Below are 23,514 nucleotides of genomic sequence, written 5' to 3'. Positions count from 1 at the left end.
GCCGCCGCCCCAGCCGGCGTTCGACGCGCACCTGACCCTGACCAATACGCTGGCCGCGCACAACGCCGGCTACGACGGCAGCGGTTACCGCATCGGCGTGGTCGACACCGGCGTCAACCGCAACCATCCGGCCCTGGCCGGGCGGGTGGTGTCGAACCTGATCTACGTCGATCCGAGCCAGAACAACACCAAGGTCGACGACGTCGACGGCCACGGCACCACCGTGGCGCAGCTGGCGGCAGGCAAGTCGGTCGGGCAGTGGCCGGGCGGCATCGCGCCGGGCGCGCAGATCGTGTCCGCGCGCATCATTTCCGACACGCCGCCCAAGGACGACGGCAGCGGCAGCGGCAACCAGGTCAGCGGCGGACTGGGCCTGACCCAGGTGCATCAGGACCTGATCAATGCCGGCGTCAAGGTGATGAACAACTCGTGGGGCGGCATCTACTGGACCGACCTGAACTCGACCAATGCCATCGCCGCCGAGTACCGCCCGTTCGTGCTCGGCAACGGTGGCCTGGTGGTGTTCGCCGCCGGCAACGAATCCAAGTCCACGCCCTCGGACATCGCTTCGCTGCCCAGCAAGGCCGGCCCCAACGGCACCCTGCCGGCGGCGGACCTGGAGCGCGGCTGGCTGGTGGTGGCGGCAACCGATTCGAGCACCGGCACGCAACTGGCCTCTTACTCCAACGCCTGCGGCGCGGCGATGCGCTACTGCCTGGTCGCGCCCGGCACCGAGGTGTTCGTCGATCCCAAGGCGACCACCTCCACCAGCAACCCCGACTACTACTACGGCAGCGGCACCTCGTTCGCGGCGCCGCTGGTGTCCGGCGCGGCGGCGCTGGTCTGGCAGGCCTTCCCGTACTTCACCAACGATCTGGTCCGGCAGACCCTGCTCGGCACCGCCACCGACCTGGGCACGCCCGGCGTGGACGCGACCTTCGGCTACGGCCTGCTCAACGTCGGCAAGGCCGTGCAGGGACCGGGCCGCTTCGACTGGGGCGACGTGACGGTGGGATTCACCGGCAATTCGACCTGGGCCAACAACATCGCCGGCAGCGGCGGGCTGATCAAGCAGGGCAGCGGCACGCTGAATCTCAGCGGCACCCAGAACACCTACAGCGGCGACACCCAGGTGCAGGGCGGCACGCTCAGCGCGGCCAGCCTGGGCAGCTCGAACGTGGCGATCAGCAATGGCGCCACCTTCGTCGGCACCGGTGCGCTCGGCGGCAGCGTCGCCAATGCCGGCACCTTCCAGGTCGGTGCGGCCACGCTGAGCCTGAGCGGCAACTACGTGCAGAGCAGCAACGGCCGCCTGGCGCTGCTGGTCGGCGACAAGCTCTCGGTCGGCGGCAGCGCCACCCTGCAGGGCGGTTCGCTGTACGTGCTCGGCAAGCGCGACTACGTGGTCAACAACACCGCGTACACGGTGCTGCAGGCCAACGGCGGGCTCACCGGCACCTTCGCCTCGGTGACCACGCCGTCGAACGTGTTCCTGACCTCGTCGCTGTCCTACGACGCCACCAGTGCCTCGATCACCGTGCAGTCGCTGAGCGTCACCGCGGCCGCGGCCAGCTTCGGCAACATCACCGCCGCCACGCTGGCCTCGGCGACGCGCGTGGACGCGGCGTTCGCGCAGCTCAACACGCAGCTGAGCCACGACCCGGCCACGGTCGATGGCGCCCTGCTCAAGGCCGCCGGCGCGGTGCAGCAGTCGCCGAGCGTGGCAGCGGCGTCGGCGACCCTGCGCAGCCTGTCCGGCGAGGCGCATGCCGCGGCTACCGCGATGACCTTCGACACCATGGACCTGCAGCGGCGCGCGCTGTCCAGCCGCTTCGACACGCTGGTCGAGCAACCGCGCGCGGTCGGCGCCTGGAGCCAGCGCCTGGGCGAGACCGGGCAGGGCAGCTTCGCCGGCAGCCAGTTCCAGCTCGATGGCTGGCTGATGGGCCAGGACCTGCGTCTGGGCGACCACGCGGTGGCCGGCTTCGCCTTCGGCGAGAGCCGCGCCAGCGACGCCGGCAGCCTGGACCGCAGCCGCAACCGCCAGGTGCAGGGTCAGGCCTATCTCGGCGCGATGGCGGGCAATGCGTACGCGCTGGCGCAACTCGGCAGCGGCCAGTACCAGCGCCAGCTCGACCGCAGCCTGCTGCTGGGCGACACCGTTGCCGATGCCTCCAGCCGTTATGCCGGTCGCTTCCTGTCCTCCAGCGTGGAGGTCGGCTATCGGCTCGGGCGCGGCCCGGCGTGGCTGACCCCGTATGCCGGCGCCGACTACAGCCGCATCGACAGCGATGGCTTCCGCGAACAGGGCGGCGATGGCTTCGGGCTGATGGCCGGTGCCGCCAGTTCCTCGCGCAGCCAGGCGTTGGCCGGCCTGCGCGGCGGCTTCGGCGGGCGCGGCTGGTCGCTGCAGGGCTATGCCGAGTGGCAGCAGACGCTGGCCGCGCAGGGACTGGACCGGCAGGCCAGCTTCGTCGGCGTGAACGCGTGGGCGCCGCTGGTGGACCTGCAGCCGGCGCGCTCCGGCGGCCTGTTCGGCGCCAGCCTGCAGACGCGCTGGAATGGGGCGTTGCTGGGGCTGGGTTACGACCAGCGCTTCGGCCCGCGCGGCGACGACCGCGCGGTGTCGCTGCGCTATCGCCTGGGCTTCTGAGTCCGGGGACCCGGCCCGGCGCGTGCGGCGCCGGTGCGGGGTCGATCCGTCAAGCAGGGCCGGGACGTCCCGGCCCTGCGATCTGCGGCCTTCCGCCTGCGGCGCAGGCGGCGCGTGGCATCACTCGCCGCGCAGGTGGCCCATCGAGCGCGGCGCGGTGCGGCCCAGCGGCAGCTTGAGCTTGCCGATCGCCTGCATGCGCGCCTCGGCGATGCGGTCGGCGGCCTGTTGCGGCGGAATGTTCTCGCGCTCGGACAGGTCGAAGATCTTGCCGAGATTGTGGTACATGCTGCGGATCAGCCGCATCGCGCGTTCGCGGTTGTAGCCGTCGATCTCCAGCGACACGTTCATGACGCCGCCGGCGTTGACCGCGTAGTCGGGCGCGTAGAGGATGCCGCGGCGGTGCAGTTCCTCGCCGACCGCGGCATTGGCCAGTTGGTTGTTGGCGGTGCCGCAGACGATCTTGACCTTGAGCCGCGGCAGCTTGGCCTCGTCGAGCGCGCTCTCCATGGCGCACGGCGCCAGCACGTCGGCGGCGACGTCGTAGATATCGTCCGGGTCCACCGCTTCGGCGCCGTATTCGGCCACCGCGCGCGCGACCAGCGCCGGGTCCAGGTCGGTCACGAACAGCTTGGCGCCGCGTTCCTTGAGCAGCTTCACCAGCTCCATGCCGATGTGGCCCAGGCCCTGCACGGCGATGCTGGTCTTGCCGATCTCCTCGTGGCCGAACTTGCGCTGCAGCGACGCCATCAGCGCCTGCAGCGCGCCGTAGGCGGTGAACGGGGCCGGGTCGCCGGAGCCGCCGTGCACCTGGTGCACGCCGGTGACGTACTCGGTCTCCAGGTAGATCTGCTCCATGTCGTTGACGTCGGTGCCGACGTCCTCGGCGGTGATGTAGCGGCCGCCCAGCGAATCGACGTAGCGGCCGAAGGCGCGGAACAGCGCTTCGGACTTGTCGCTCTTCGGGTCGCCGATGATCACCGCCTTGCCGCCGCCGATGTTGAGCCCGGCCAGCGCGTTCTTGTAGGTCATGGTGCGGCTGAGCCGCAGCGCGTCCTGCAGGGCGGACTCGGTGTTGGCGTAGGGGCGCATGCGCACGCCGCCCAGCGCGGGGCCGAGCACGGTGTTGTGGATGGCGATGATCGCCTGCAGTCCCACGTCGCGGTTGTGGCAGAAGACGACCTGTTCGTGGCCGGTGTTGGCTAGCGTTTCGAAAAGCATGGGGGCTCCGCTGGCGTTGCAGGTGTCGGTCACCATGGTCCAGGAACGTGCCTGGTGGGTGGCGCAAAACAAAAACGCGACGGTTCCGGAACAGGCCCTGAGCGTCGCGATGCCGACATTTTAAAGCAATTGCCGGCCGCCGGTGCGATGGTGTGGTGGTCGGCGGGGCGGGCATCTCGTAGCGCTGTGCGACGCCAGAGGCGGTGTGCCCGTGTTTGGCGGGAGGTGGCGTGCGTGGCGGGAGAGGGCGGCTTTGGCGCCGGGAACACAGGGGCGGGCGACGCGATGTCGCCCGGCCGGTCCCGCGGTCGCGGTGACCGAGGCTGGTGCGGCGGGAGGGGCGTGCGTTGGCGCCATGGTCGGCGGCAGTTGTTGACGCCTTGCCGCGGCCCTCAATGCCGCGGCGGCGTGGCCCGCGATCGCCGCCGGCACGGCGATCGCGGGCCTGGTTCGGGGAGCTGGGATTAGTGGCGTGCCCAATAGCCGGCGTGGAAGCGATAGGCGGGGCCGTAGTGCTCCCAGCGCGGGCCGACGTAGACGTAGCCCGGCCGTTCCACCACGTAGCGGCCGGCGACCCAGACGTGGTGGCGTCCGTTCCATTGCCAGTAACCGGGCATCCAGACATAGCCGGGCCGCACCACCACCCGTTCCACCCGAGGCGGCGGTGGCGCGGTGCGAACCGACAGTTCCACCACTTCGCGCGCCTGCGCGGGCGCGGCGGCCATGGCGCCGGCGAGCGCGCCGCCGAGCAGGGTGGCCAGCAACAAGGGACGAGCGAACATGCGATGTCTCCGAAGGCATCGGCGGGCTGCCAACGCGGGAGGAAACGCCGCGATCGGCATGTGTGTTGACGCGCTGCCGAGGGCGTATTCATGCAGCGGATAGCCAGGCGCAGCGGCGCGCTAGCGGCAAGGGGACGCAGGTCTGCATGCTGCAGCGCAACCTGCCCGTGTCGCGCTGCGCGCCTAGAATCGCGGCATTCTCTTTTCGATGTCCGCACGATGAGCCTTCCCGCGTCCCGCGTTCCGTTGCCGCAGACGGACGCCAGTCCCTTGCGTTTCGTCACCGCCGCCAGCCTGTTCGACGGCCACGATGCGGCGATCAACATCATGCGCCGCCTGATCCAGGCGCAGGGCGCCGAGGTGATCCATCTCGGCCACAACCGCAGCGTCGAGGATGTGGTGCGCGCGGCGCTGCACGAGGACGCCGACGCGATCGCGCTGTCGTCCTACCAGGGCGGGCACGTGGAGTACTTCAAGTACATGGTCGACATGCTGCGCGAGCGCGGCGCCGGCCATGTGCGGGTGTTCGGTGGCGGTGGCGGCACCATCACCCCGGAGGAAATCGCCGAACTGCAGGCCTATGGCGTGGAGCGCATCTACCACCCCAACGACGGCATGAAGATGGGCCTGGTGGAGATGATCGAGGACGTGGTGGCGCGGGCAGGTCGCGGCCGCGAGGCCGCGGCGGATGCGCGTGGCGCGACGCCGGCCGGCTCCCCGCTGCCGGACATCGACGACGAGATCGGGATCGGCCAGATGCTGTCGGCGATCGAGGACGGGGCGTTCTCGGAGGCGGAACTGGCGCTGTTGCGCAAGCAGTGGCAGTCCGGCGCGGTCTCGGCGGCCGAGCCGCGCAGTCGGCGCACCGCGCCCGTGCTCGGCCTGACCGGCACCGGCGGTGCCGGCAAGTCCTCGGTCACCGACGAGCTGCTCAACCGCTTCCTGGCCAGCTTCCCGCAGATGCGCATCGCGGTGGTGTCGGTGGACCCCAGCCGGCGCCGCACCGGCGGTGCGCTGCTCGGCGACCGCATCCGCATGAACGCGCTGCGCAGCCCGCGCGTGTACATGCGTTCGATGGCCACGCGGCGCCAGCACGCCGCCACCAACCGGGTGCTGAAGGACTGCATCGCGTTGTTGAAGGCGGTCGGCTACGACCTGGTGATCGTGGAGACCGCCGGCATCGGCCAGAGCGATTCGGAGATCGTCGACCTGGTCGATTTCCCGGTGTACGTGATGACCAGCGACTACGGTGCGCCGAGCCAGCTGGAGAAGATCGACATGCTCGACTTCGCGGAACTGGTGGTGCTGAACAAGTACGACCGGCGCGGCGCCGAGGACGCGCTGCGCGACGTGCGCAAGCAGTGGCGGCGCAACCGCGCGGCGTTCCAGTTGGAGGACGAGGCGGTGCCGGTGTATCCGACCATCGCCAGCCAGTTCAACGACCCGGGCGTGAGCTGGATGTTCGTCAACCTGTGCCGCCTGCTGCGCGACAAGCTGACGGCGCAGGCCGATGCCGCCGCTGGCCCGCCGGCGCACTGCGATTTCCGCCCGCAGCTCGACACCACGCTGAAGGAGCCGCGCGCCACCGTGCTGATTCCCGGCGCACGCGTGCGCTACCTGGCCGAGATCGCCGAGCAGGGCCAGGCGATCAATGCCGGGGTGCTGCGCCAGGCCGAGGCCGCCGACCGTGCCCAGGCGTTCTGGCAGGCGCTGCACGAACTGCAGGATCCGCAACTGCCGGCGCAACTTGAACTGTATGCGGCGCAGGATCTGCTGCCGGCGTCGCGTGCATCCGCCGATGCGTCCGTCGACGCCGTCGACGCCAGCCTGCTGCTCCTGCGCCAGCGCTACAACGATGCCTTGCAGTCGCTGTCCAGCGAATCGCTGAAACTGCTGCGCGAGTGGCCGCAGCGGCTGAAGTCGATCACCGACCCGGTCACCGAATACGCGGTGCGCGGCAAGTCGATCCGGGTGGAGAACTACCGGGAGTCGCTGAGCCACCAGTCCATTCCGAAGATTGCCGCGCCACGCTACAAGAGCTGGGGCGAACTGCTGACCTTCCTCGGCAAGGAGAACCTGCCCGGCAGCTATCCGTACACCGGCGGCGTGTATCCGTACCGGCGTACCGGCGAGGATCCGATCCGCATGTTCGCAGGCGAGGGCACGCCCGAGCGCACCAACCGGCGCTTCCACTACCTGAGCGTCGGCCAGCCGGCCGCACGCCTGTCCACGGCCTTCGACAGCGTCACCCTGTACGGCGAGGACCCGGCGCCGCGCCCGGACATCTACGGCAAGATCGGCAACTCCGGAGTCAACATCCCGACCCTGGACGACATGAAGAAGCTGTACTCCGGCTTCGACCTGTGCGCGCCGACCACCAGCGTGTCGATGACCATCAACGGTCCGGCGCCGATGATCCTGGCGATGTTCATGAACACCGCCATCGACCAGCAGGTGGAGAAACATCTCAAGGCCGATGCGCAGCGCTGGGCCCAGGCCGAGCAGACCCTGGCCCGATTGTTCGAAGGCCGCGAACGCCCGTGCTATCACGGCGCGTTGCCGCCGGGCAACGACGGCCTCGGCCTGGCCCTGCTCGGGGTCAGCGGCGACCAGTTGGTGGACGCGGAGACCTACGCGCAGATCAAGGCGCAGACCCTGTCCAGCGTGCGCGGCACGGTGCAGGCCGACATCCTCAAGGAGGACCAGGCGCAGAACACCTGCATCTTCAGCACCGAGTTCGCGCTGCGCATGATGGGCGACATCCAGCAGTATTTCGTCGAGCAGAAGGTGCGCAACTTCTACTCGGTGTCGATCTCCGGCTATCACATCGCCGAGGCCGGCGCGAACCCCATCAGCCAGCTCGCCTTTACCCTCAGCAACGGTTTCACCATCGTCGAGTACTACCTGGCGCGCGGCATGCACATCGACGATTTCGCGCCGAACCTGAGCTTCTTCTTCAGCAACGGCATGGACCCGGAGTACACGGTGATCGGCCGCGTGGCGCGGCGGATCTGGGCGCGGGCGATGCGCGAGCGCTACGGCGGCAACGAGCGCAGCCAGATGATGAAGTACCACATCCAGACCTCGGGCCGTTCGCTGCACGCGCAGGAGATCCAGTTCAACGACATCCGCACCACGCTGCAGGCGCTGTACGCGCTGTTCGACAACTGCAACAGCCTGCACACCAACGCCTACGACGAGGCGATCACCACGCCGACCGAGGAAAGCGTGCGCCGCGCGGTGGCGATCCAGATGATCATCAACAAGGAGTTGGGGCTGAACTTCTGCGAGAACCCCTGGCAGGGCAGTTTCATCGTCGAGCAGCTCACCGACCTGGTGGAAGAAGCGGTGTACAAGGAGTTCGAGGCGATCAGCGAGCGCGGTGGCGTGCTCGGCGCGATGGACACCATGTACCAGCGCGGCAAGATCCAGGAAGAGAGCTTGTACTACGAACACAAGAAGCACGACGGCAGCCTGCCGCTGGTCGGGGTCAACACCTTCCTGCCCAAGGAGCATGCCGGCGAGACCGCGACCGAGATCGAGCTGATCCGCTCCACCGAGCAGGAGAAGGATCAGCAGATCGGCAACGTGCGTGACTGGCAGCAGCGCCGCAACGCGCTGGCGCTGGCCGCCGACGGCGCCGGCCTGGGCGCGCTGCAGCGCACCGCGCGCGAGCGCCGCAACGTGTTCGCGGCGCTGATGGAGGCGGTCAAGACCCACAGCCTGGGCCAGATCAGCCATGCGCTGTACGAGGTGGGCGGCGAGTATCGGCGCAACATGTAGGCGCCGACGGTCGTGGCTGCCGACGCCGGCGCGCCGGCGTCGGCGAGGGTGCCTGCCGCGTGCGCTTCTGCGGCGCCGCGCCAGCGCATGCGGCAATCTTGCGGCCGCGGCCTGGGCGGTCTCATAGTGTCCCATCGATTCACGCAGAGGATGCCGATGAAAGCCTGGGGAGCGTTGGCAGTGTTGATGGCGTGCGCGGCGACGACCCGCGCGGTGGAACCGGCCGGGGATGGGGCGGCGGGGCCGCTGTTCGACACCGTCGCGGCGCTGGACCAGCGCCTGTTCGAGGCCTACAACCGCTGCGACCTGGCGGCGTTCGAGTCGTCGTTCGTGCCGGACGTGGAGTTCTACCACGACACCGGCGGCGTCACCTGGGACCGCGCGAGCGTCGTCGACAACACGCGCAAATGGATCTGCGGCAAGGTCCGCCGCGAGTTGCTGCCCGGTACGTTGCGGGTCTATCCGATCAAGGACTTCGGGGCGATCGAGGAAGGCGAGCACCGCTTCTGCGAGCTGGCCAGCGGCCGCTGCGAGGGCATCGCCAAGTTCGTGATGGTGTGGCGCCAGGATCCGGACGGTTGGAAGTTGACGCGGGTACTCAGCTACGGGCATCGCACCGCGCCCGCACCGGCGCCGCACTGAGCGTGCGGGTGGCCGTCGCCCCCCATAGGGCGGCGTTCAAGCCCCATCGCCCCGACCAGATCCGCCACGTGCCGTCCGCAGGCGGCAGCGAGGAGCGGCGCCACAGGCTGATGGAGTGGTGCAGCGCGGTGTCGGCACGCCGCTTGCTTGCTGCTGAGTGGCGCGATCGCGCGTTGTCCATGACCGCCTCACGGCGGTCGGCCACCGCATCACGTCGGCGTTGCGCAGAAACCCGCGCGGCGTGCTTGAATGACATGGCGTGCCGCGTGGGCGCGCACCGGTGGCCGGGCGCGGGGACTTGGCGATGTTTTGCGGATGACGACGATCGTGCCGATCATGTGGATTGCCATCAGTGCGGGTGCGCTGATGCTGGGGGGCGGACTGTGGTGGTGGCTGCGGCGTGGCCTCGGCGATGCGACCGAGGCGCCGCAGGCGCGCGCCCATGCCGAGGATGCCGACGTATCCGCGGCACCGGCAGTGTCTGCACCCACCGCGCCAGCCGCGCCTGTTGCCCCGGTGGACCCGGGCCTCGACCCTTTCGCCGACCCGGCCCTGCTCGATCTGGATCCGGTGCCGGATGCCGCGATCCTGGCGCGTCTGTGCGAGCTGGCATTCGCCGGCCGGCCGGTGAGCACGTCGGCCACGCCTGCGCCGGCGGTCATGGCCGAGGCCGCCGCGGTGCTGGCGCGCATCGACGCGCATCCGCGCTACACGCCGCGACGCCCGCACCTGCTGCCGCAGCTCACCCGCGCGATCAACGACCCGACCGCCGGCGCCCATTCCATCGCCACGATCCTGGGCCAGGACCCGGCGCTGGCCGGCAACCTGCTGCGCATCGCCAACAGCGTCGTCTACCGCCGCCATCCCGAGCCGATCGAGAACCTGGAGCGGGCGGTGGCCCTGCTCGGCACCGAGGGCCTGCGCCAGATCGTGCTGGCGGCGCTGCTGCAACCGGTGATCGTCGACGACGGCAGCGTCTTCGGCCGCTGTGCGGCGGTGCTGTGGGAACACACCCTGCTGTCGGCGCACGCCGCCTCCCAAGTGCCCGACCGCGAGGATGCGAACGCCGCGCAGTTGCTGGCGCTGTTGTGCGGGTTGGGTGCGGTCTCGGTGGTGCAGGTGCTGCGCGATGTCCACGCACGCCACGCCGAGGCAGCGCCCACGCCGGCGGCGATGACCGAGATGCTGGAGGCCTGGTCGGCGCACTGCGCCAAGGCCATTTCCGCGGACTGGGGGCTGTCGCCGCGCGTGCAACGCGCCCTGGAGGAGCAGTCGGGCGACGCCGATGCGGCGACCATGAGTGCGCTCGGCCTGGCCCTGCGCCGGCATCGCGCTGCGGCGGCCGCGCAGCTGGCGGTGCGCTATCGCCGTTAGGTGGCGCCGTTGCGTGGTCCAGCCAGTGATTGGTCGAAACGTGCGGCAGAGCGGGCGGGTGCCGAAGTGATGCGCGGCTACCGGGCGATGCGACGGGAGGTCGGCGCAGCCGACAGCGCGAGACAGCATGCGCCGACGCAGGCGCGGATCCCTGTCGTGTCCACGCTGGCGCCGAGGCTGATCTGCTTGCTGGCGCCGTTGGCGACGATCGCCGTCCATGAAGGTGGCGCCCTGCTGGCGGCGCCTGCGCATGCATGCGCTGCGCAGTTCCGGCTTGGCAGGTGGCCGCTCGGTGCCGCGCGGAGCCGGCCATGAGTTCGGCCGGGACAACACGCGGCGCGTGGATGCCATCGCCTTGGCTCAATCGGCTCCTGACAGGCGTGCAGGGCGTGCTGTTGCTGATCGGCGTCTCGGCGATGGCGGTCGGCGCTATCGCCCTGGTCCAGGGCGTCTGGGCGCCGGGCATGGTCGAGTTGCCGGTGATCCTGCTCAGTCTTCCGCTGGCGGGCATGGCGACGGTGGCGCTGCACGAGTGCGGCCACGTGCTGGCGGCACGTGCCGCGGGCATGACCGTCTACCTGATCCATATCGGCCCGCTGCAACTGCATGCGCGCCGCCGTGGCTGGAGGATGCGTTGGCGGCGCGTGCGTCCGGGCCATCCGATCGGTTTCGTGCTGCCCGTGCCGGATCCCTCCCTGTCGCTGCGCCGGCAGTATCGATTGACGATCGTCGGCGGGCCGGCGGCCAATCTGCTGGTGGCGTCGATCGCATGGCTTGCCGCGCGATGCGCCGGGGTCGACAGCAATCTGGGCGCATTCTGCGTTGGCATCGGCGTCCTCAACTTCGCGGTCGCACTGATCAATCTGTTGCCGGTGCAGGGACGGTCGGGAGCAACCGACGGCTTGCAATGGGCGAATGTGGCGCAGTGGCACGAAGCGGATGCCCCGGCGTACGTGCTTGCAGAACTCAATGGGTGGACATGCCAGGGCGTCACCGCGGACAGGCTGTCGCCGTCCCGCCTGGACGTGCTCGCACGCAGCGACCTGGCCTTGTGCCACAGCTGGTTTGCGTTGAAGGCGGCGCAACAGCGTGGTCAGTGGCGGCAAGCGGCGGAACTGCAGCCGCAGATGGAACAGCGCCTCGCCGAGGCGGGGCACGCTGCCGCGCAATGGGAGACGCTGGTCATGCTGCTGCGGTGCGAATTCGCATTTTCGCGTGCAATGGCAGGAAGCGCCGAGATGGAGGTGCTGGATGCGGGACTGACGGCGGAGGCGGACTGGATCGCTCCTGCGTTGCGTCCGCGCTGCCGGGCATTGATGGCCGCGCGGCACGCCGACCCGGCGGGGGCGCAGGCGTGGTTGCGGCTGGCAGAGGCGGCGGCCGAAGACCAGGTCGATCGTGCCCTGCGAGCCACCGAAGCCGTGCTGCGCGATGCGATTCGTGGACTGCTAAAGGCCGAATGACCCGTTGCTTGGGCGCGGTCGACGCCATGCGCCGCTTGCATGAAGCGCGGCGCGTTTTCTCGACCTCATGCAGACGCGATGCGCCCGGCGGGCAGGAGGCGGCCGGGCGAGCGGATGCACCGGCTGCACGCATGCAGCCGGCGCGACGGCGGCGTGGCGAGCGCGTCTACCTCAGCGCAGCGGCACGTCGGCGACCTTGTCCTGGTAGTCGCGCTTGGGGTCGATGCCGAACAGCACCTTGATGCCGGCCATCAGGCTGGAACCGTTGAGCCAGATCTGCGCGTGATCCGGGTCCAGGCGCAGCAGCGCCAGCTTCGGATCGTCCTTGCCCTGTTCGTACCAGGCGTCGATGAAGCCGTTCCACAGGCGCTCGATCACCGCCTGGTCGTTATCGACGCTGAGCGTGCCGCTGATGCTGGCGAACAGGTCGTGGTTCTTGGCGCTGAACGCCGCGATCACCCGCTGGCTCTGCGTCAGCTTCTGCACCAGCGCGTTGTCCTTGGAGGTGAAGAACCAGATCGGGCCGCCGTGATCGCCCTCGAACTGCGCGGTCATCGGCCGGGCGTGGCCGTCTTCGACGCCGTCCAGGCCAAGCATCACGGTGCGGTCGGACTTCAATGCCTTCCAGAATTTCTCTTCCAGTTCCTGCGGGCTGGCCATGCGGATCTCCGAGCGGGCGACAGTGCCCGCCTGCACTGTGCCTGCGGGCGCGCGCGCAGTCCGTGACGGGACGGTGCAGGCCACGTGCAGAGCCGGTGCGCGCGTACCTCTGTAGACAAGTGCGGCGACGCGCAGCGCGCTGCGATGCGTATCGAAGCATCGCGCCGATCCCCAGTGCTACTAAGCGACCACGCCACGCATGCAGCGTGGCGGACGGACCACGGTTCCGCAGGGAAGGCGTGTGCCGACTGCCCGCGGCACGCGCCGCTTTCCGACAGGACGTTTGCCGATGAGTGCGATTCCCGCGACGCAACCGCTGTTGCCGCCGCAACTGACCCTGGCGATGGCCGCCGCCAGCATCGCCGCCTACGCGGCCTACGAAGGCAAGCCGGTCTCGGCGCCGTCCGACTACCGTCTGGTCGCCCGCTGGTCCGGCTGGGATGGCGACCCGCTGGGGGGCAGCGAGGAGCTGTTCGGTCTGCTGTTCCGTTCCACCGCCACCGCCGGGACCTATCTGTTCGCGTTCCGCGGCACCGATTCGGACCTGGACATCTACGAGGACCTGGACTTCTCCACCACCGCCTTCGTGCCCAGCGCCGGTACCGTCACGCCGGTGCCGCAGGTGTCGGCCGGGTTCTACGGCATCTACAACGGCAGGGGCGGCGCCATGCGCGCCTCGATGCGCGCGCAGTTGTTCGCGCTGCTGGAGCACTTCGCGCCGACCCAGGTCTACGTCACCGGGCACAGCCTGGGCGGCGCGCTGAGCCAGTTGTTCTCGCTGGACCTGGCGCTGAGCCGGCCGGGGCTGCCCAGCCGCAACATCAACTTCTGCAGCCCGATGGTCGGCGACGCGAGCTGGGAACAGGCCTATGCCGCGCATATCGCCGCGGCCGACAGCACGCGCTGCTACAACTACTGGGACTACGCGCCGTCGCTGCCGCCGTCCATGTTCGGCTATGCGTCGGTGGGGCAGGCGTTCCGCACTGCCTACGACGTCAACGGCGCCTGGTTCCCGCATCTGCTGCCGCGCCACTCCATCGCCAACATGCAGGTCGTGCTGCAGCACGCCCTATGGCAGACGCCGCAGGCCTGGAGCGGGACCTTCGCCGACCAGACCGATCCGCAGCGGCTGATGCGCAGCCAGATCCCGCCCACCACGCCGCATCCGGCCTGGGCGGACATGGCGCTGACCGCGCGAGCGGCCGAGCAGGCGCTGGGCTTTCCGGAGGGGGCAGCGGCGTCGCCGGCGGCGGCCACGCCGTGAATGCGTGCGCGGCCTGGCGGCGCGCCCGTTGTGCCCGCGGTCACTGCATGGTGCCGCCACGGGTGCCACGCTGACCGCCCATCGATCGCGAGGACGTCGCCATGGCATCGTTCGACCTGTATCTCCCACAGCTGCTGCGGTTCGAGGGCGGCTTCGTCGATGATCCGAACGATCCGGGCGGCGCCACCAACCACGGCATCACCCTGGCCACCTTCCAGCGCTGCGCGCAAGCGCTGCTGGGCCAAGCGCCGACGCTGCAGAACCTGCGCGCATTGACTGTGCAGCAGGCCGCGACGATCTACCAGCACGACTACTGGGACAGGATCGGCGCCGATCAGATCGCCTCGCAGACGTTGGCCGAGCTCGTGTTCGATTTCTACGTCAATGCCGGCGATGTCGCGATCTCGCTGCTGCAGCGCGTCCTGCAGCAACTGGGCGCGACCGGCTTGGCGGTCGATGGCGAGATGGGGCCGGCGACCCTGGCGGCGCTTGCCAGTGCGGACACGGCACAGGTGTACGCTCAGTACCGGCAGCAGCGCATCGCCTACTACCAGCGCCTGGTGGCGGAGCGTCCGGCCGACGCCGAGTTCCTGGCCGGCTGGCTGCGCCGCGCGGAATGGTTCCCGGCGAGCCTGCCGGCCGATGCGTCGGCGCCTGCGCAGACCGGCACCGCCTGATGCGACGCCGCGCCGTGCACGGCGCGTGCATCTGCGTTTCACCGCATGCGCATGCCGCGCTGTCTAGTCTCCCGAACCAGCGTCGGCCATCTGCAGACGCCAGCGCACGCGATGACGGCGTGCGCCTGTCCTCGTTTTCGGGAAGACCGCATCATGATCAAGTGGGCCATCATCATCGCCATCATCGGACTCATCGCCGGCGCGCTCGGCTTCAGCGGCGTGGCGGGCGCGGCGATCGGCGTCGCCAAGTTCCTGTTCTGGGCCGGCATCGCCATCGCCCTGGTGCTGTTCGTGCTGGGCACCATGCTGGCCAAGAAGGTCAGTTAAGCACCAGGCCGGGTGTCGCGTCGATGCAGGTGCGTCGCGCGACAAGTCCGTAGAGCGAGGCCCTGTGGTGGTCGGCAGGCGCCTGCCGTGCCATTGAAGGCCTAGGCGTCGCTGGCGGTATCGGCTTCGTGCGTTGCAGCGTCGTCGTCGGCGGCGGGCTTGGCCGCTGCGGCACGCGCTTCGCGCTTGCGCGCTTCTTTTTCTTCCTGCTGTTTCTTCTTGGCCAGCTCGCGCTGCCGCTTTTCGAAGGAGTAGTTGGGCTTGGCCAATGCATGTCTGCCGTCAGGGGAATGCCCTGAGTGTAGCCGCTGCGCGGCTTCGGCGTGCGAAACGGACAGGCCGTCATCGGGACGGCCTGTCCTAGGCGCAGGTGCGGGAGTACGGCCCTCCCGGACCTTGGCTTACGGGCTCAGATACTGCTGGATCGACGAATACACGTCGGCGAAGCGCGAGTAGTAGTCGGGATCGCTCGGTGCGCTGCAGTACGAGGTGCCGCCATACAGGCCGCCGCGCAATTGATAGGCGCCGCTGCTGTTGACGGTGAACAGGCCGGAGCCGGACGAGCCGCCTTCGGTGACGCCGGTGCTCCACTGCACGCGATACAGCGGCGACTTGCCGTCGATGGAGCTGGACAGCGCGGTGACCTTGCCCAGCGAGTACTTCTTGACGTCGCCGGCCGGGTGGTGGATGCCCTCGATCGCGGTGCCGGTCGAGCCGATCGCCGAACTGCTCCAGCCCGCGTAGAACGCGCCGCTCGGCGGAGCGCTCTTGAGCTCGAGCAGCGTGGTGTCGCGGGTGGTGTTGGTATAGCGCAGGTAGGCGCCGCCGCCGAGGGTGGTGTAGTTGGAATTGACCGTGGAGCCGCCGCAGGTGGTGGCGTCGTAGAACCAGTAGGTCTGCAACGTATTGGCCACGGTCTGGGTGCTGATGCAGTGCGCCGCGCTCCAGAACATCGCTTTCTTCGGCGAATTGCTGTTGTTGAGCAGGGTGCCGGTGCACAGGTAGGTGCTGCCGCCGCTGGTGAAGGTCATGCGCGCCACCGACTTGGCCGCCGAGGTGAAGCCGGAGGTCGGATTGGCGCGGCAGACGATGTCGCGCTCGCACGAATCGCTCTCGCCGATCATCGGCCGCATCATCGTGTCGCTGGCCACCGGGCTGATGTCCAGGTGCGAGAGCTGCGGGATCTTCAGCGCGAAGCCTTGCGGGTACTGGCCGGCCGGCAGTTCGATTTCCACCACCATGCGCGCGCCGGCGATCACCGCCGACCAGCCGGGCTGGCTGCCGGCGAACTCGGCGCCGCTCTGCTGGAACACACGGCCATCCTCGCCGGCGAAGCGCAGCGTCGCCTTGCGCGGATCGCCGGGCTGGGCGCCGCTGCCGCTGAGCTGCAGCGCTGCGCGCAGCGCCTGCGCGTTGGTCGAGGCGATTTCGAAACTGGTGACCTGGGCGCCGTTGGGCAGCGTCTGCCAGCGCAGGCGACGCAGGTTGATGTCGGGCTTGGCGACGTCGCGGGAAAAGCCGATCTGCAGCGGCTGGCCGTGCTTGACCTGTTGCCCGCGTGCCTGCTTCATCGCCGCGGCCTTGCTGCTGTCGGGCGCGGCAAGTTCGATCAGGCGCGGGGCGTGCGCGCTGCCCGGGGGAAGGCTGCGCAGTTCCGCGCCACCGAGCGCGGCGGCTTCCGGGCGGGCTTCGACCGGGGCGGAATCCATTTCGGCTGCTGGGGGAGTGGCAGCCATGGCGGCGGGGGACATGCCGGCAATGCCGGCGAGCAACGCCAGGTACAACGCATGCTTGCGATTCATCGATCTTCCTTCTGCGAAGAGGGACGAGACCATCCGGCAGGGGACCGGATGCCATTGCACCCGAGTTCGAGGTGCCTGCCGAGGCTACGGACGACGCCAGGGCGGTTGCGTGTCAGGCGTCACGCTCGGAGGGCCGGTTTCGTAGACAGCTGCTCACATTGCGTGTGATGGCGCGAAAGAAGCGCACGGCGCTGCGATGCCGCAGCGGTGCCGTTGCCTGCGCGCTGCAATGCGGATACGAGCCTGTCGATTGGGAAGGGCAGGATGGGTAGCGCTATCTGGAGCGGCCTGATCGACACGTCGACACGGACGTCGGCCAGTCCGCCCGCTCACGCTCACCAGCGGCTCAGGCCGCCCCGCCGAGCCGCATGAAGCAAGGCGCGGACGCTCCCGCCGAGCACGGTCCTGACCGGTTGCCACCTTTCTGCAATCTTTCCGACAAATTTCAGTAGATTCAATCACTTGAATCGGTATCTGGCGTGCTGCGACGCAGCTTGCATCGATTCAAATTCGGCCTATAACGCTGGCGTCGCATATATGAACTTTTCGTTCTTGTATGCACCGCCTTGCGGACGGCCCGCGCGAGGCCAGGGGGCTAGGGCGGGCTCGGCATATCTCCAACATCGATCGCTCCTGTGGGGGGAGACCAGTGAACAGAATCGCTTTCCGGCGTGGACTCATCGCCAGTTCCGTTGCGCTCGCCCTGTGGGCGCCCTCTGTCATGGCGCAATCCGCGCCCGATGACGCGGCCCCGCCCAATGGCGCCGGCAAGGCCGACAAGCCGGTCGAACTCAAGGCGGTGACGGTCACCGGATCGCTGATCCCGCGCGTGGAGGTCGAAGGCCCTGCGCCGGTGGTCACCATCACCGGCGAAGAGATCAAGAAGCAGGGCTACACCACCCTGTGGGAATTCCTCGACTCGCTGCCGCAGGTGGGCCAGCAGGTGTCCGACCCGGCCTCGTGGGGCTCCAGTTCGGTCAATGCGCGCTCGGTGAACCTGCGCGGACTCGGTCCCGGTTTCAGCCTGCTGATGATCGACGGCCATCGCGTGGTCGATTACCCGCAGCCGCTCAACAAGCAGAGCAACTTCCAGAACTTCAACAACCTCCCCACCGGGATGATCGATCACATCGAAGTGCTGGCCTCCGGCGCGTCGTCGATCTACGGCTCGGACGCGGTCGCCGGCGTGGTGAACGTGATCCTGAAGAAGGACTACCAGGGCAACCAGTTGCAGGTCACTGCGGGCGGCGCGACGCGTGGCGGCCGCCGATACGGCGACATCAACTACGTCGGTGGCCGCGCGGGCGACAACTGGCACGTGACCTACAATTTGGAGCACTCCAACCGCAGCGCGCTGTGGGGCATGGACCGGCCGTACCAGGATTCCGTGGCCGACGCGGGCTACGGCGCCTGGGGTCCGGCCTCGCGCATGTTCGGCTACCAGTACGATGCCGCCGGCGCGATCGCGCTGTCGGCCACTGACGCCAACGGCCGCTACATCACGCCGCCCGCCGGCACCTGCGACAAGTTCACCAACTCGCGCCTGACCCAGTCGCACTCGGTGACCACCAACGGCACCCAGGTCACCGGCGTCACCGACAACGGCTTCTACTGCGCGCAGCCGGCGCTGTTCCAGAACTGGGTGCTGACCCCGGGCAGCATCAGCAACAGCGGCTATCTGGCGGGCGAGTACGACTTCCAGAACGGTCTGCAGTTCTACGGCTCGGCCGCGCTGTACCAGACCGTGGGCATCTCCAACACGCAGCTCAACGTGTTCAGCGCCGGCCCGTTCTACGACCAGACCACCGGGCAGACGGTCAACCAGGTGATCCGCCAGCTGACTCAGAAAGAGATCGGCGTCAGCGCCAACACCTACGATCGCGAGCGCAACTGGAACCTGCAGGCCGGCCTGCGCGGCACCGTGTTCGACGGCCGTTTCAACTGGGACCTCAACCTCAACACGCAGAAGTACATCGTCCGCGAGGAGTTCACCGGCTACAACGCGCAGGCCACCAACACCTTCTTCCTCGGCCAGCAGCAGGGCACCACCGCCGACGGCCTGCCGATCTACGCCTTCAACTGGCAGCAGTTCTGGAACCCGATCACCCCGCAGCAGTACGACCAGTTCGCGGTGACCGGCGTCAACACCGCGTCGTCCTGGCTCGACCAGGCGCAACTGCGCGTCAACGGCGACCTGTTCAAGCTGCCCTGGGCCGATCGGTCGGTGGGCTGGGCCGCGGTGCTCGAAGCCGCACACAACGGCTTCAAGCTGTCGCCCGACCCGCGTGCGGCGGATCCGTCCACATTCCAGAACCCGTTCGGCGCCTACCTCACCGGTGCCGGCACCCGGCAGCGTTTCTCGCTGGGCACGGAGTTCCGCGTGCCGGTGCTGGAGTCGGTGACCTGGACGCTGTCCGGCCGCCTGGACAAGTACAACGACGCCAGCCGTGCCGACATCGCCCGAACCTGGGGCTCGGGCCTGGAATGGCGCCCGTACGACGGTCTGCTGCTGCGCGGCAGCTACGGCACCAACTTCAAGGCGCCGGACATGCAGGCCATCTACCTGACCGGTTCGACCTCGCCGGTGGGCTTCTACGCCGACCCGCTGCAGTGCGTGAACGCGATCAAGGCCGGGCAGAACAACAACACCTGGTGCAACAGCGTGCAGCGTCCCGGGTCGCAGTACTACACGCTCTACACCAACGGCAGCCGCCTGCTGCTGCCGCAGACCGGCCACTCCTGGACCTACGGCTTCGTCTGGCAGGTGCCGGGCGTGCAGGGGCTGTCGGTGTCGGCCGACTACTGGAACATGGGCGTGGACAACGCCATCCAGTACCTCGGCCAGGACACCGTGCTGGCCGACGAAGCCGGCTGCCTGACCGGGCTGAAGCCGAACGGGACGTCGGGCCTGTCGCCGTACACGGCGCACGTGGCCGGATCGGAGTATTGCCAGATGGTCACCCAGATGGTGAAGCGCGACGCCAACGGCCAGATCGTCTCGGTGCAATCGGGCCCGATCAACGAAGCCTCGCTGTACGTGGCCGGCGTCGATGCGACGCTGGACTACAAGTTCCACACCGACGGCTACGGCGACTTCCGTGCCGGCATCAACTACACCAACAACCTGTCGTACAAGCAGCGCGTGCTGGCGTCGGATCCGTTGCAGAACACCCGCTATCAGAACGTGGCCAGCCGCATGACCTGGATCGCCGACTGGACCAAGGGCCGCTGGAACGTGTCGATCTCCGGCGTGCGCAACGGCCGCATGCGCGCCCCCAACTACGCCGGCTGCGACGTGCTGCCCAACGGCATCCAGCCCGGCATGGTCACGGTGTCCAATGGCGGCAACACGATCTCCACCGGCGTCTGCCAGGTCACCCAGGACGGCAACCAGGTCACCGTGCCGGATACGACCTACCGGGGCCACGCGCCGGCCTGGATCACCTGGAACGGCTCGGTCGGCCTGCAGGTCACGCCGGACCTGCATGCGAAGCTCACCGTGTCGAACATCTTCGACAAGGTCGGTGCGATTCCGTATTACGCCGGCGGCTTCGAGTTCGTCACCACCGGGCAGACCGCGAGCGAGTACAACGGCCGGGAAATGTTCCTGACCCTGGACTACACGTTCAACTGAGCGGTCAGCTGATCGTCGGCGGGCTTCGCGGGAAGCGGAGCCCCCGGATCTTCATGGGCCTGGCGTTGCCTCGTGTCAGCTCTCGTCGCAGCGCGCGCTGTCCAAGCGTACGTGCGCCACGTGATCTCACCTGGCGCCTTGCGCTTCGCGATGCGATGCGCTCGATCGTCGTGCAACAGCCTCTCCCGCTTGCGCAGGAGAGGCATTCGCAGGAGAGGCACTACAACCGAAGAGGCGGTCCCGAGCTGCGCTCAGCGGCGCCGGTTCGACGGCACGAACTTGTACAGCTTGTTGACCCCGGTGCCGAAGTTGAAGCGGCTGTAGCCCGCACCCCAGTACACCGCACCATCGACGATCGCCGGTGCGCTGGACACCGAGCCGCCGGCATCGAAGCTCCACAGCGTGGCGCCGGTCTTGGCATCGAGCACGGTCATCGCGCCGGACATCGAGCCGGCATAGACCAGGCCCGGCGACGACGCCAGCGGGCCGCGGCCGCCGGCGCCGAACGCGGTCTGCACCGGATCGGTACCCGGCACCTTGACCTGCCAGAGGATCTTGCCGCTGGCCGCATCCAGCGCGGCCCAGGAGCCGGCGTTCCAGGTCTCGGTGTTGCCCGGCGCCAGCGTGTACGGCGTGTGCTCGTTGTTGTTGATGGCCACGTACACGCGACCGGAGAACGGATCCACCGACGAGCCCCACTCGATGCCGCCGGCGGTGCCGCCCGGGCCGACCTGGGTCGACCACACGGTCTGCCCGGTGTCGGCGTCGAAGGCCCAGTACACGCCGCTCTTCTGTCCGGCACCGACCAGCGCCTGCGGCTTGCCGTTGCGGATCGCCGTGAACAGGTTGGCGCCGCCGCCGCTGAAGTCGTAGTCCGGCCCCTGCGGGTCCTGGCACAGGCCATTGGTCGGCGCGACCAGGCACGACAGCGACCAGGCGTCGGCGCCCTGCAGGCGGCGCGTCCACACCGGCTTGCCGCTGCGCATGTCCAGCGCCAACACCGAGTCGACGTAGTTGTCCGGCGCCATGCAGGCCAGTTGCGCGGTCTTGTCGCCGTTGGCGTTCTTGACGCAGCTGGCCACCTCGGTCGGCACCGAGTAGTTGTTGCCGGTGGTGGCGTAGACGCGCTGGCGCAGCGGATCGATCGCCAGCGTGCCCCACACCGAGGCACCGGTGTAGCCCTCCGGCGTGGTGCGGAAGCTCCACAGCAGCTTGCCGGTCTTCAGGTCCAGCGCGGCGACGCTGCCGCGGAAGGAATACTTGTAGCCGGCGCTCAGGCCGCCCCAGTCGCCGGAGGACACGCCGACGTAGACGCGGTCGCCGTAGATCACCGGCGAGGCGGTGATGCGCGCCTGCGGGTTGGATTCGACCAGGGTCTTCCACAACAGCTTGCCGGTGGCCTTGTCGATCGCCAGCACCGTGCCGCTGGCCTGGTCGCCGACCAGCACGCTGTCGCGCGCGATCGCCGGGCTGTTGCGCGACAGCGAACCGGCGATGCCGGTGTAGTCGGCCAGCTTCACCTGCCACACCGCCTTGCCCAGGTCGGTGTCGATGCGATACAGCTGGCCGCCCCAGTCCGGCACGTACAGCGCCGTGCCCTGCACGGTCGGCGTGGCCGAGACGTCGCCCTGGGTGGTGAAGGTCCACGCGGTCTTCAGGCGCGCGGCGTTGAACGGAGTGATCTGCCATTCGCCGGGCGCGAAGCGGGTGTTGAGGAAGCCGCCGCCGGCGCTGTCCCAGAGGCTGTGCGTGGCGAACGGCGTGCCGCCGGAGAACGTGCTGCGCCATTGTGCGCTGGCGGCGCTGGTGTCGGTCGTCGCCGCTGCGGTGCCTGCGGACTGCGCCATCGCCATTGCGCTGAACATCAAGCCGGGAATCAACGCCAGCCGCAGGCGGGAGTGGTTCTGGTGTGCATCACGCGTTTTCATGGATGTCCTTCGGGCTTGGGAGTGAGGATCCCCCCGTCACGTCCGCGGCCATCCTAGAAGTGAAAATCCTTGCGTGTCATGTACTTACGAAAAAGTTAGGGCCTTTGCAAAAGGTTGCTGCGATAGCGAAAAACGATGGTGGCGGCATCGCGTTGTCATCGTGCCGGCACGCGCGTGACGCATGTCGTCGCAGGCTGCGATGGCCGTCGCGGCCGCGTGTTGCCGCGCATCGATACGGCGCGGCAGATTGCGTCCGCGTGGCGCGTGGCGATATGCGCCATCGATCCCGTGTGCCGGATTCGCCGCGTGAGCGCGGGCTGAATTGCGGTGCAGTCGGACGTGCCGCAGTGCGCTGCGGCGACGCCGCATGGGCGGTGCGAGCGGTTGGTTACACTGTGCGATCACCGTTGTCCGCACAAGGAATGCCTCGATGAAATGCCCCTCGCTGTTGTCCCTCGCCATCGCGCTGTGCGCCACGGCCGCCGGCGCCGTGCAGGCGGCAACGCCCGTGTCCACCGCGGCGCTGGAGGGCAAGGTCGATGCGCTGTACACGCGTGCGCCGGACACGCTCAAGCCCGACGAAGTGAAGGCGATGCAGCAGCGCCTCCTCGATTGGGCGCAACTGCAGCGCTATCGCGCCGACAATGCCGCGTTGCCGGCGCCGGCCGCGGACGCGCCGCGCGTGGTGTTCTACGGCGACTCCATCACCGACGCCTGGGGCCGTCGCGAAGGCACCACGTTCTTCCCCGGCAAGTCCGCTTACGTCAATCGCGGCATTTCCGGGCAGACCACCGCGCAGATGCTGGTGCGCTTCCGCCAGGACGTGATCGACCTGAAGCCGGCGGTGGTGGTGATCCTGGCCGGCACCAACGATCTGGCCGGCAACACCGGGCTGTCCACCCTGGAGATGATCGAGGACAACCTCAGCGCGATGACCGAGCTTGCGCAGGCGCATCACATCAAGGTGGTGCTGGCTTCGGTGTTGCCGGTGACCGACTATCCGTGGCGGCCGGGCCTGCAGCCGGCGCAGAAGGTGCGTGCGCTCAACGCGTGGATGCAGCAGTACGCGCAGCAGCACGACGCGGTGTACCTGGACTACTACAGCAAGCTGAGCAACCGCGACGGCGGCATGGACAAGACCGTGGCCATCGATGGCGTGCACCCCAACAACGCCGGCTATGCGGTGATGGCGCCACTGGCCGAGCAGGCGATCCAGCGCGCGCTGGCAAAGCCCTGAGCCACGCGCGCTCCTAGCCCCTCTCCCCCGGGAGAGGGGTTGGGGTGAGGGTACGACCGCCGGCAAC

Annotated in this window: 16 protein-coding genes; 10 read left to right on the top strand and 6 right to left on the bottom strand. The window is 68.8% G+C overall.

Annotated features, from left to right (window positions below):
* Positions 1-2,653 (top strand): autotransporter serine protease (locus tag CEK66_RS19205; RefSeq protein ID WP_226978690.1); only part of this gene is annotated, 2,653 nt, incomplete at its 5' end.
* Between the two features lie 120 nt (positions 2,654-2,773).
* Here CEK66_RS19205 and CEK66_RS19200 read toward each other — a convergent pair.
* Together CEK66_RS19200 and CEK66_RS19195 are read right to left on the bottom strand one after the other, a co-directional pair.
* Positions 2,774-3,874, bottom strand: coding sequence for a Glu/Leu/Phe/Val dehydrogenase dimerization domain-containing protein (locus tag CEK66_RS19200; protein WP_017908213.1), 1,101 nt, complete (start codon positions 3,872-3,874; stop codon positions 2,774-2,776).
* A gap of 464 nt (positions 3,875-4,338) precedes the next feature.
* A complete protein-coding gene (locus CEK66_RS19195) occupies positions 4,339-4,656 on the bottom strand; it encodes a hypothetical protein (RefSeq protein ID WP_226978689.1) in 318 nt (105 codons plus the stop codon).
* 219 nt (positions 4,657-4,875) lie between these two features.
* Here CEK66_RS19195 and CEK66_RS19190 point away from each other — a divergent pair, with 219 nt between their 5' ends.
* The 4 genes from CEK66_RS19190 to CEK66_RS19175 all read left to right on the top strand — a co-directional run bounded on the left by CEK66_RS19190 (position 4,876) and on the right by CEK66_RS19175 (position 11,918).
* A complete protein-coding gene (locus CEK66_RS19190; protein ID WP_152237963.1) occupies positions 4,876-8,439 on the top strand; it encodes a methylmalonyl-CoA mutase family protein in 3,564 nt (1,187 codons plus the stop codon).
* Positions 8,440-8,595: 156 nt separating this feature from the next.
* Positions 8,596-9,081 (top strand): nuclear transport factor 2 family protein, encoded by a 486-nt coding sequence (locus CEK66_RS19185; RefSeq protein ID WP_152237962.1) that lies wholly within the window; start codon positions 8,596-8,598, stop codon positions 9,079-9,081.
* Between the two features lie 315 nt (positions 9,082-9,396).
* The gene (locus CEK66_RS19180) at positions 9,397-10,455 is read left to right on the top strand and encodes an HDOD domain-containing protein (protein ID WP_152237961.1); all 1,059 of its coding nucleotides are present in this window, start codon (positions 9,397-9,399) and stop codon (positions 10,453-10,455) included.
* 311 nt (positions 10,456-10,766) lie between these two features.
* Entirely contained in the window at positions 10,767-11,918 is a 1,152-nt protein-coding gene (locus tag CEK66_RS19175; protein ID WP_152237960.1) for a M50 family metallopeptidase, read from the top strand.
* A 171-nt stretch (positions 11,919-12,089) separates the two neighbouring features.
* On the opposite strand, the gene CEK66_RS19170 is transcribed toward CEK66_RS19175, so the two are convergent.
* Positions 12,090-12,578 (bottom strand): pyridoxamine 5'-phosphate oxidase family protein, encoded by a 489-nt coding sequence (locus CEK66_RS19170; RefSeq protein ID WP_152237959.1) that lies wholly within the window; start codon positions 12,576-12,578, stop codon positions 12,090-12,092.
* A gap of 289 nt (positions 12,579-12,867) precedes the next feature.
* On the opposite strand from CEK66_RS19170, the gene CEK66_RS19165 reads away from it, so the two are divergent.
* The 3 genes from CEK66_RS19165 (at position 12,868) to CEK66_RS19155 (ending at position 14,846) form a co-directional block, all read left to right on the top strand.
* Complete coding sequence (locus CEK66_RS19165; protein ID WP_152237958.1) at positions 12,868-13,842, top strand: lipase family protein; 975 nt, start codon at positions 12,868-12,870, stop codon at positions 13,840-13,842.
* Positions 13,843-13,943: 101 nt separating this feature from the next.
* Entirely contained in the window at positions 13,944-14,519 is a 576-nt protein-coding gene (locus CEK66_RS19160; protein ID WP_152237957.1) for an N-acetylmuramidase, read from the top strand.
* Between the two features lie 153 nt (positions 14,520-14,672).
* Positions 14,673-14,846: a DUF1328 family protein gene (locus tag CEK66_RS19155; RefSeq protein WP_017908222.1), complete on the top strand. Its 174-nt coding sequence runs from the start codon at positions 14,673-14,675 to the stop codon at positions 14,844-14,846.
* Positions 14,847-14,947: 101 nt separating this feature from the next.
* Here CEK66_RS19155 and CEK66_RS20470 read toward each other — a convergent pair whose 3' ends face one another.
* Both CEK66_RS20470 and CEK66_RS19150 read right to left on the bottom strand, forming a co-directional pair.
* Positions 14,948-15,115, bottom strand: a complete 168-nt coding sequence (locus tag CEK66_RS20470) for a hypothetical protein (RefSeq protein WP_193312719.1) — start codon at positions 15,113-15,115, stop codon at positions 14,948-14,950.
* Positions 15,116-15,247: 132 nt separating this feature from the next.
* Complete coding sequence (locus CEK66_RS19150; protein ID WP_152237956.1) at positions 15,248-16,648, bottom strand: serine protease; 1,401 nt, start codon at positions 16,646-16,648, stop codon at positions 15,248-15,250.
* Between the two features lie 721 nt (positions 16,649-17,369).
* On the opposite strand from CEK66_RS19150, the gene CEK66_RS19145 reads away from it, so the two are divergent.
* Complete coding sequence (locus CEK66_RS19145) at positions 17,370-20,282, top strand: TonB-dependent receptor (protein WP_152237955.1); 2,913 nt, start codon at positions 17,370-17,372, stop codon at positions 20,280-20,282.
* Between the two features lie 251 nt (positions 20,283-20,533).
* Here CEK66_RS19145 and CEK66_RS19140 read toward each other — a convergent pair whose 3' ends face one another.
* A complete protein-coding gene (locus CEK66_RS19140; RefSeq protein ID WP_017914692.1) occupies positions 20,534-22,135 on the bottom strand; it encodes a PQQ-binding-like beta-propeller repeat protein in 1,602 nt (533 codons plus the stop codon).
* A gap of 505 nt (positions 22,136-22,640) precedes the next feature.
* Between CEK66_RS19140 and CEK66_RS19135 the strand changes: the two genes are divergently transcribed.
* On the top strand, positions 22,641-23,447 hold the full coding sequence (locus tag CEK66_RS19135; RefSeq protein WP_148828783.1) for an SGNH/GDSL hydrolase family protein: 807 nt from the start codon (positions 22,641-22,643) through the stop codon (positions 23,445-23,447).
* Positions 23,448-23,514: the final 67 nt, after the last annotated feature.

Origin of the sequence: Xanthomonas sp. LMG 12460, from assembly GCF_009192895.1 — a bacterium.
GTDB lineage: Bacteria > Pseudomonadota > Gammaproteobacteria > Xanthomonadales > Xanthomonadaceae > Xanthomonas_A > Xanthomonas_A sontii.
The sequence above is the reverse complement of the archived record's forward strand: the minus strand, read 5'-3'. Positions and strand labels throughout refer to the sequence as shown.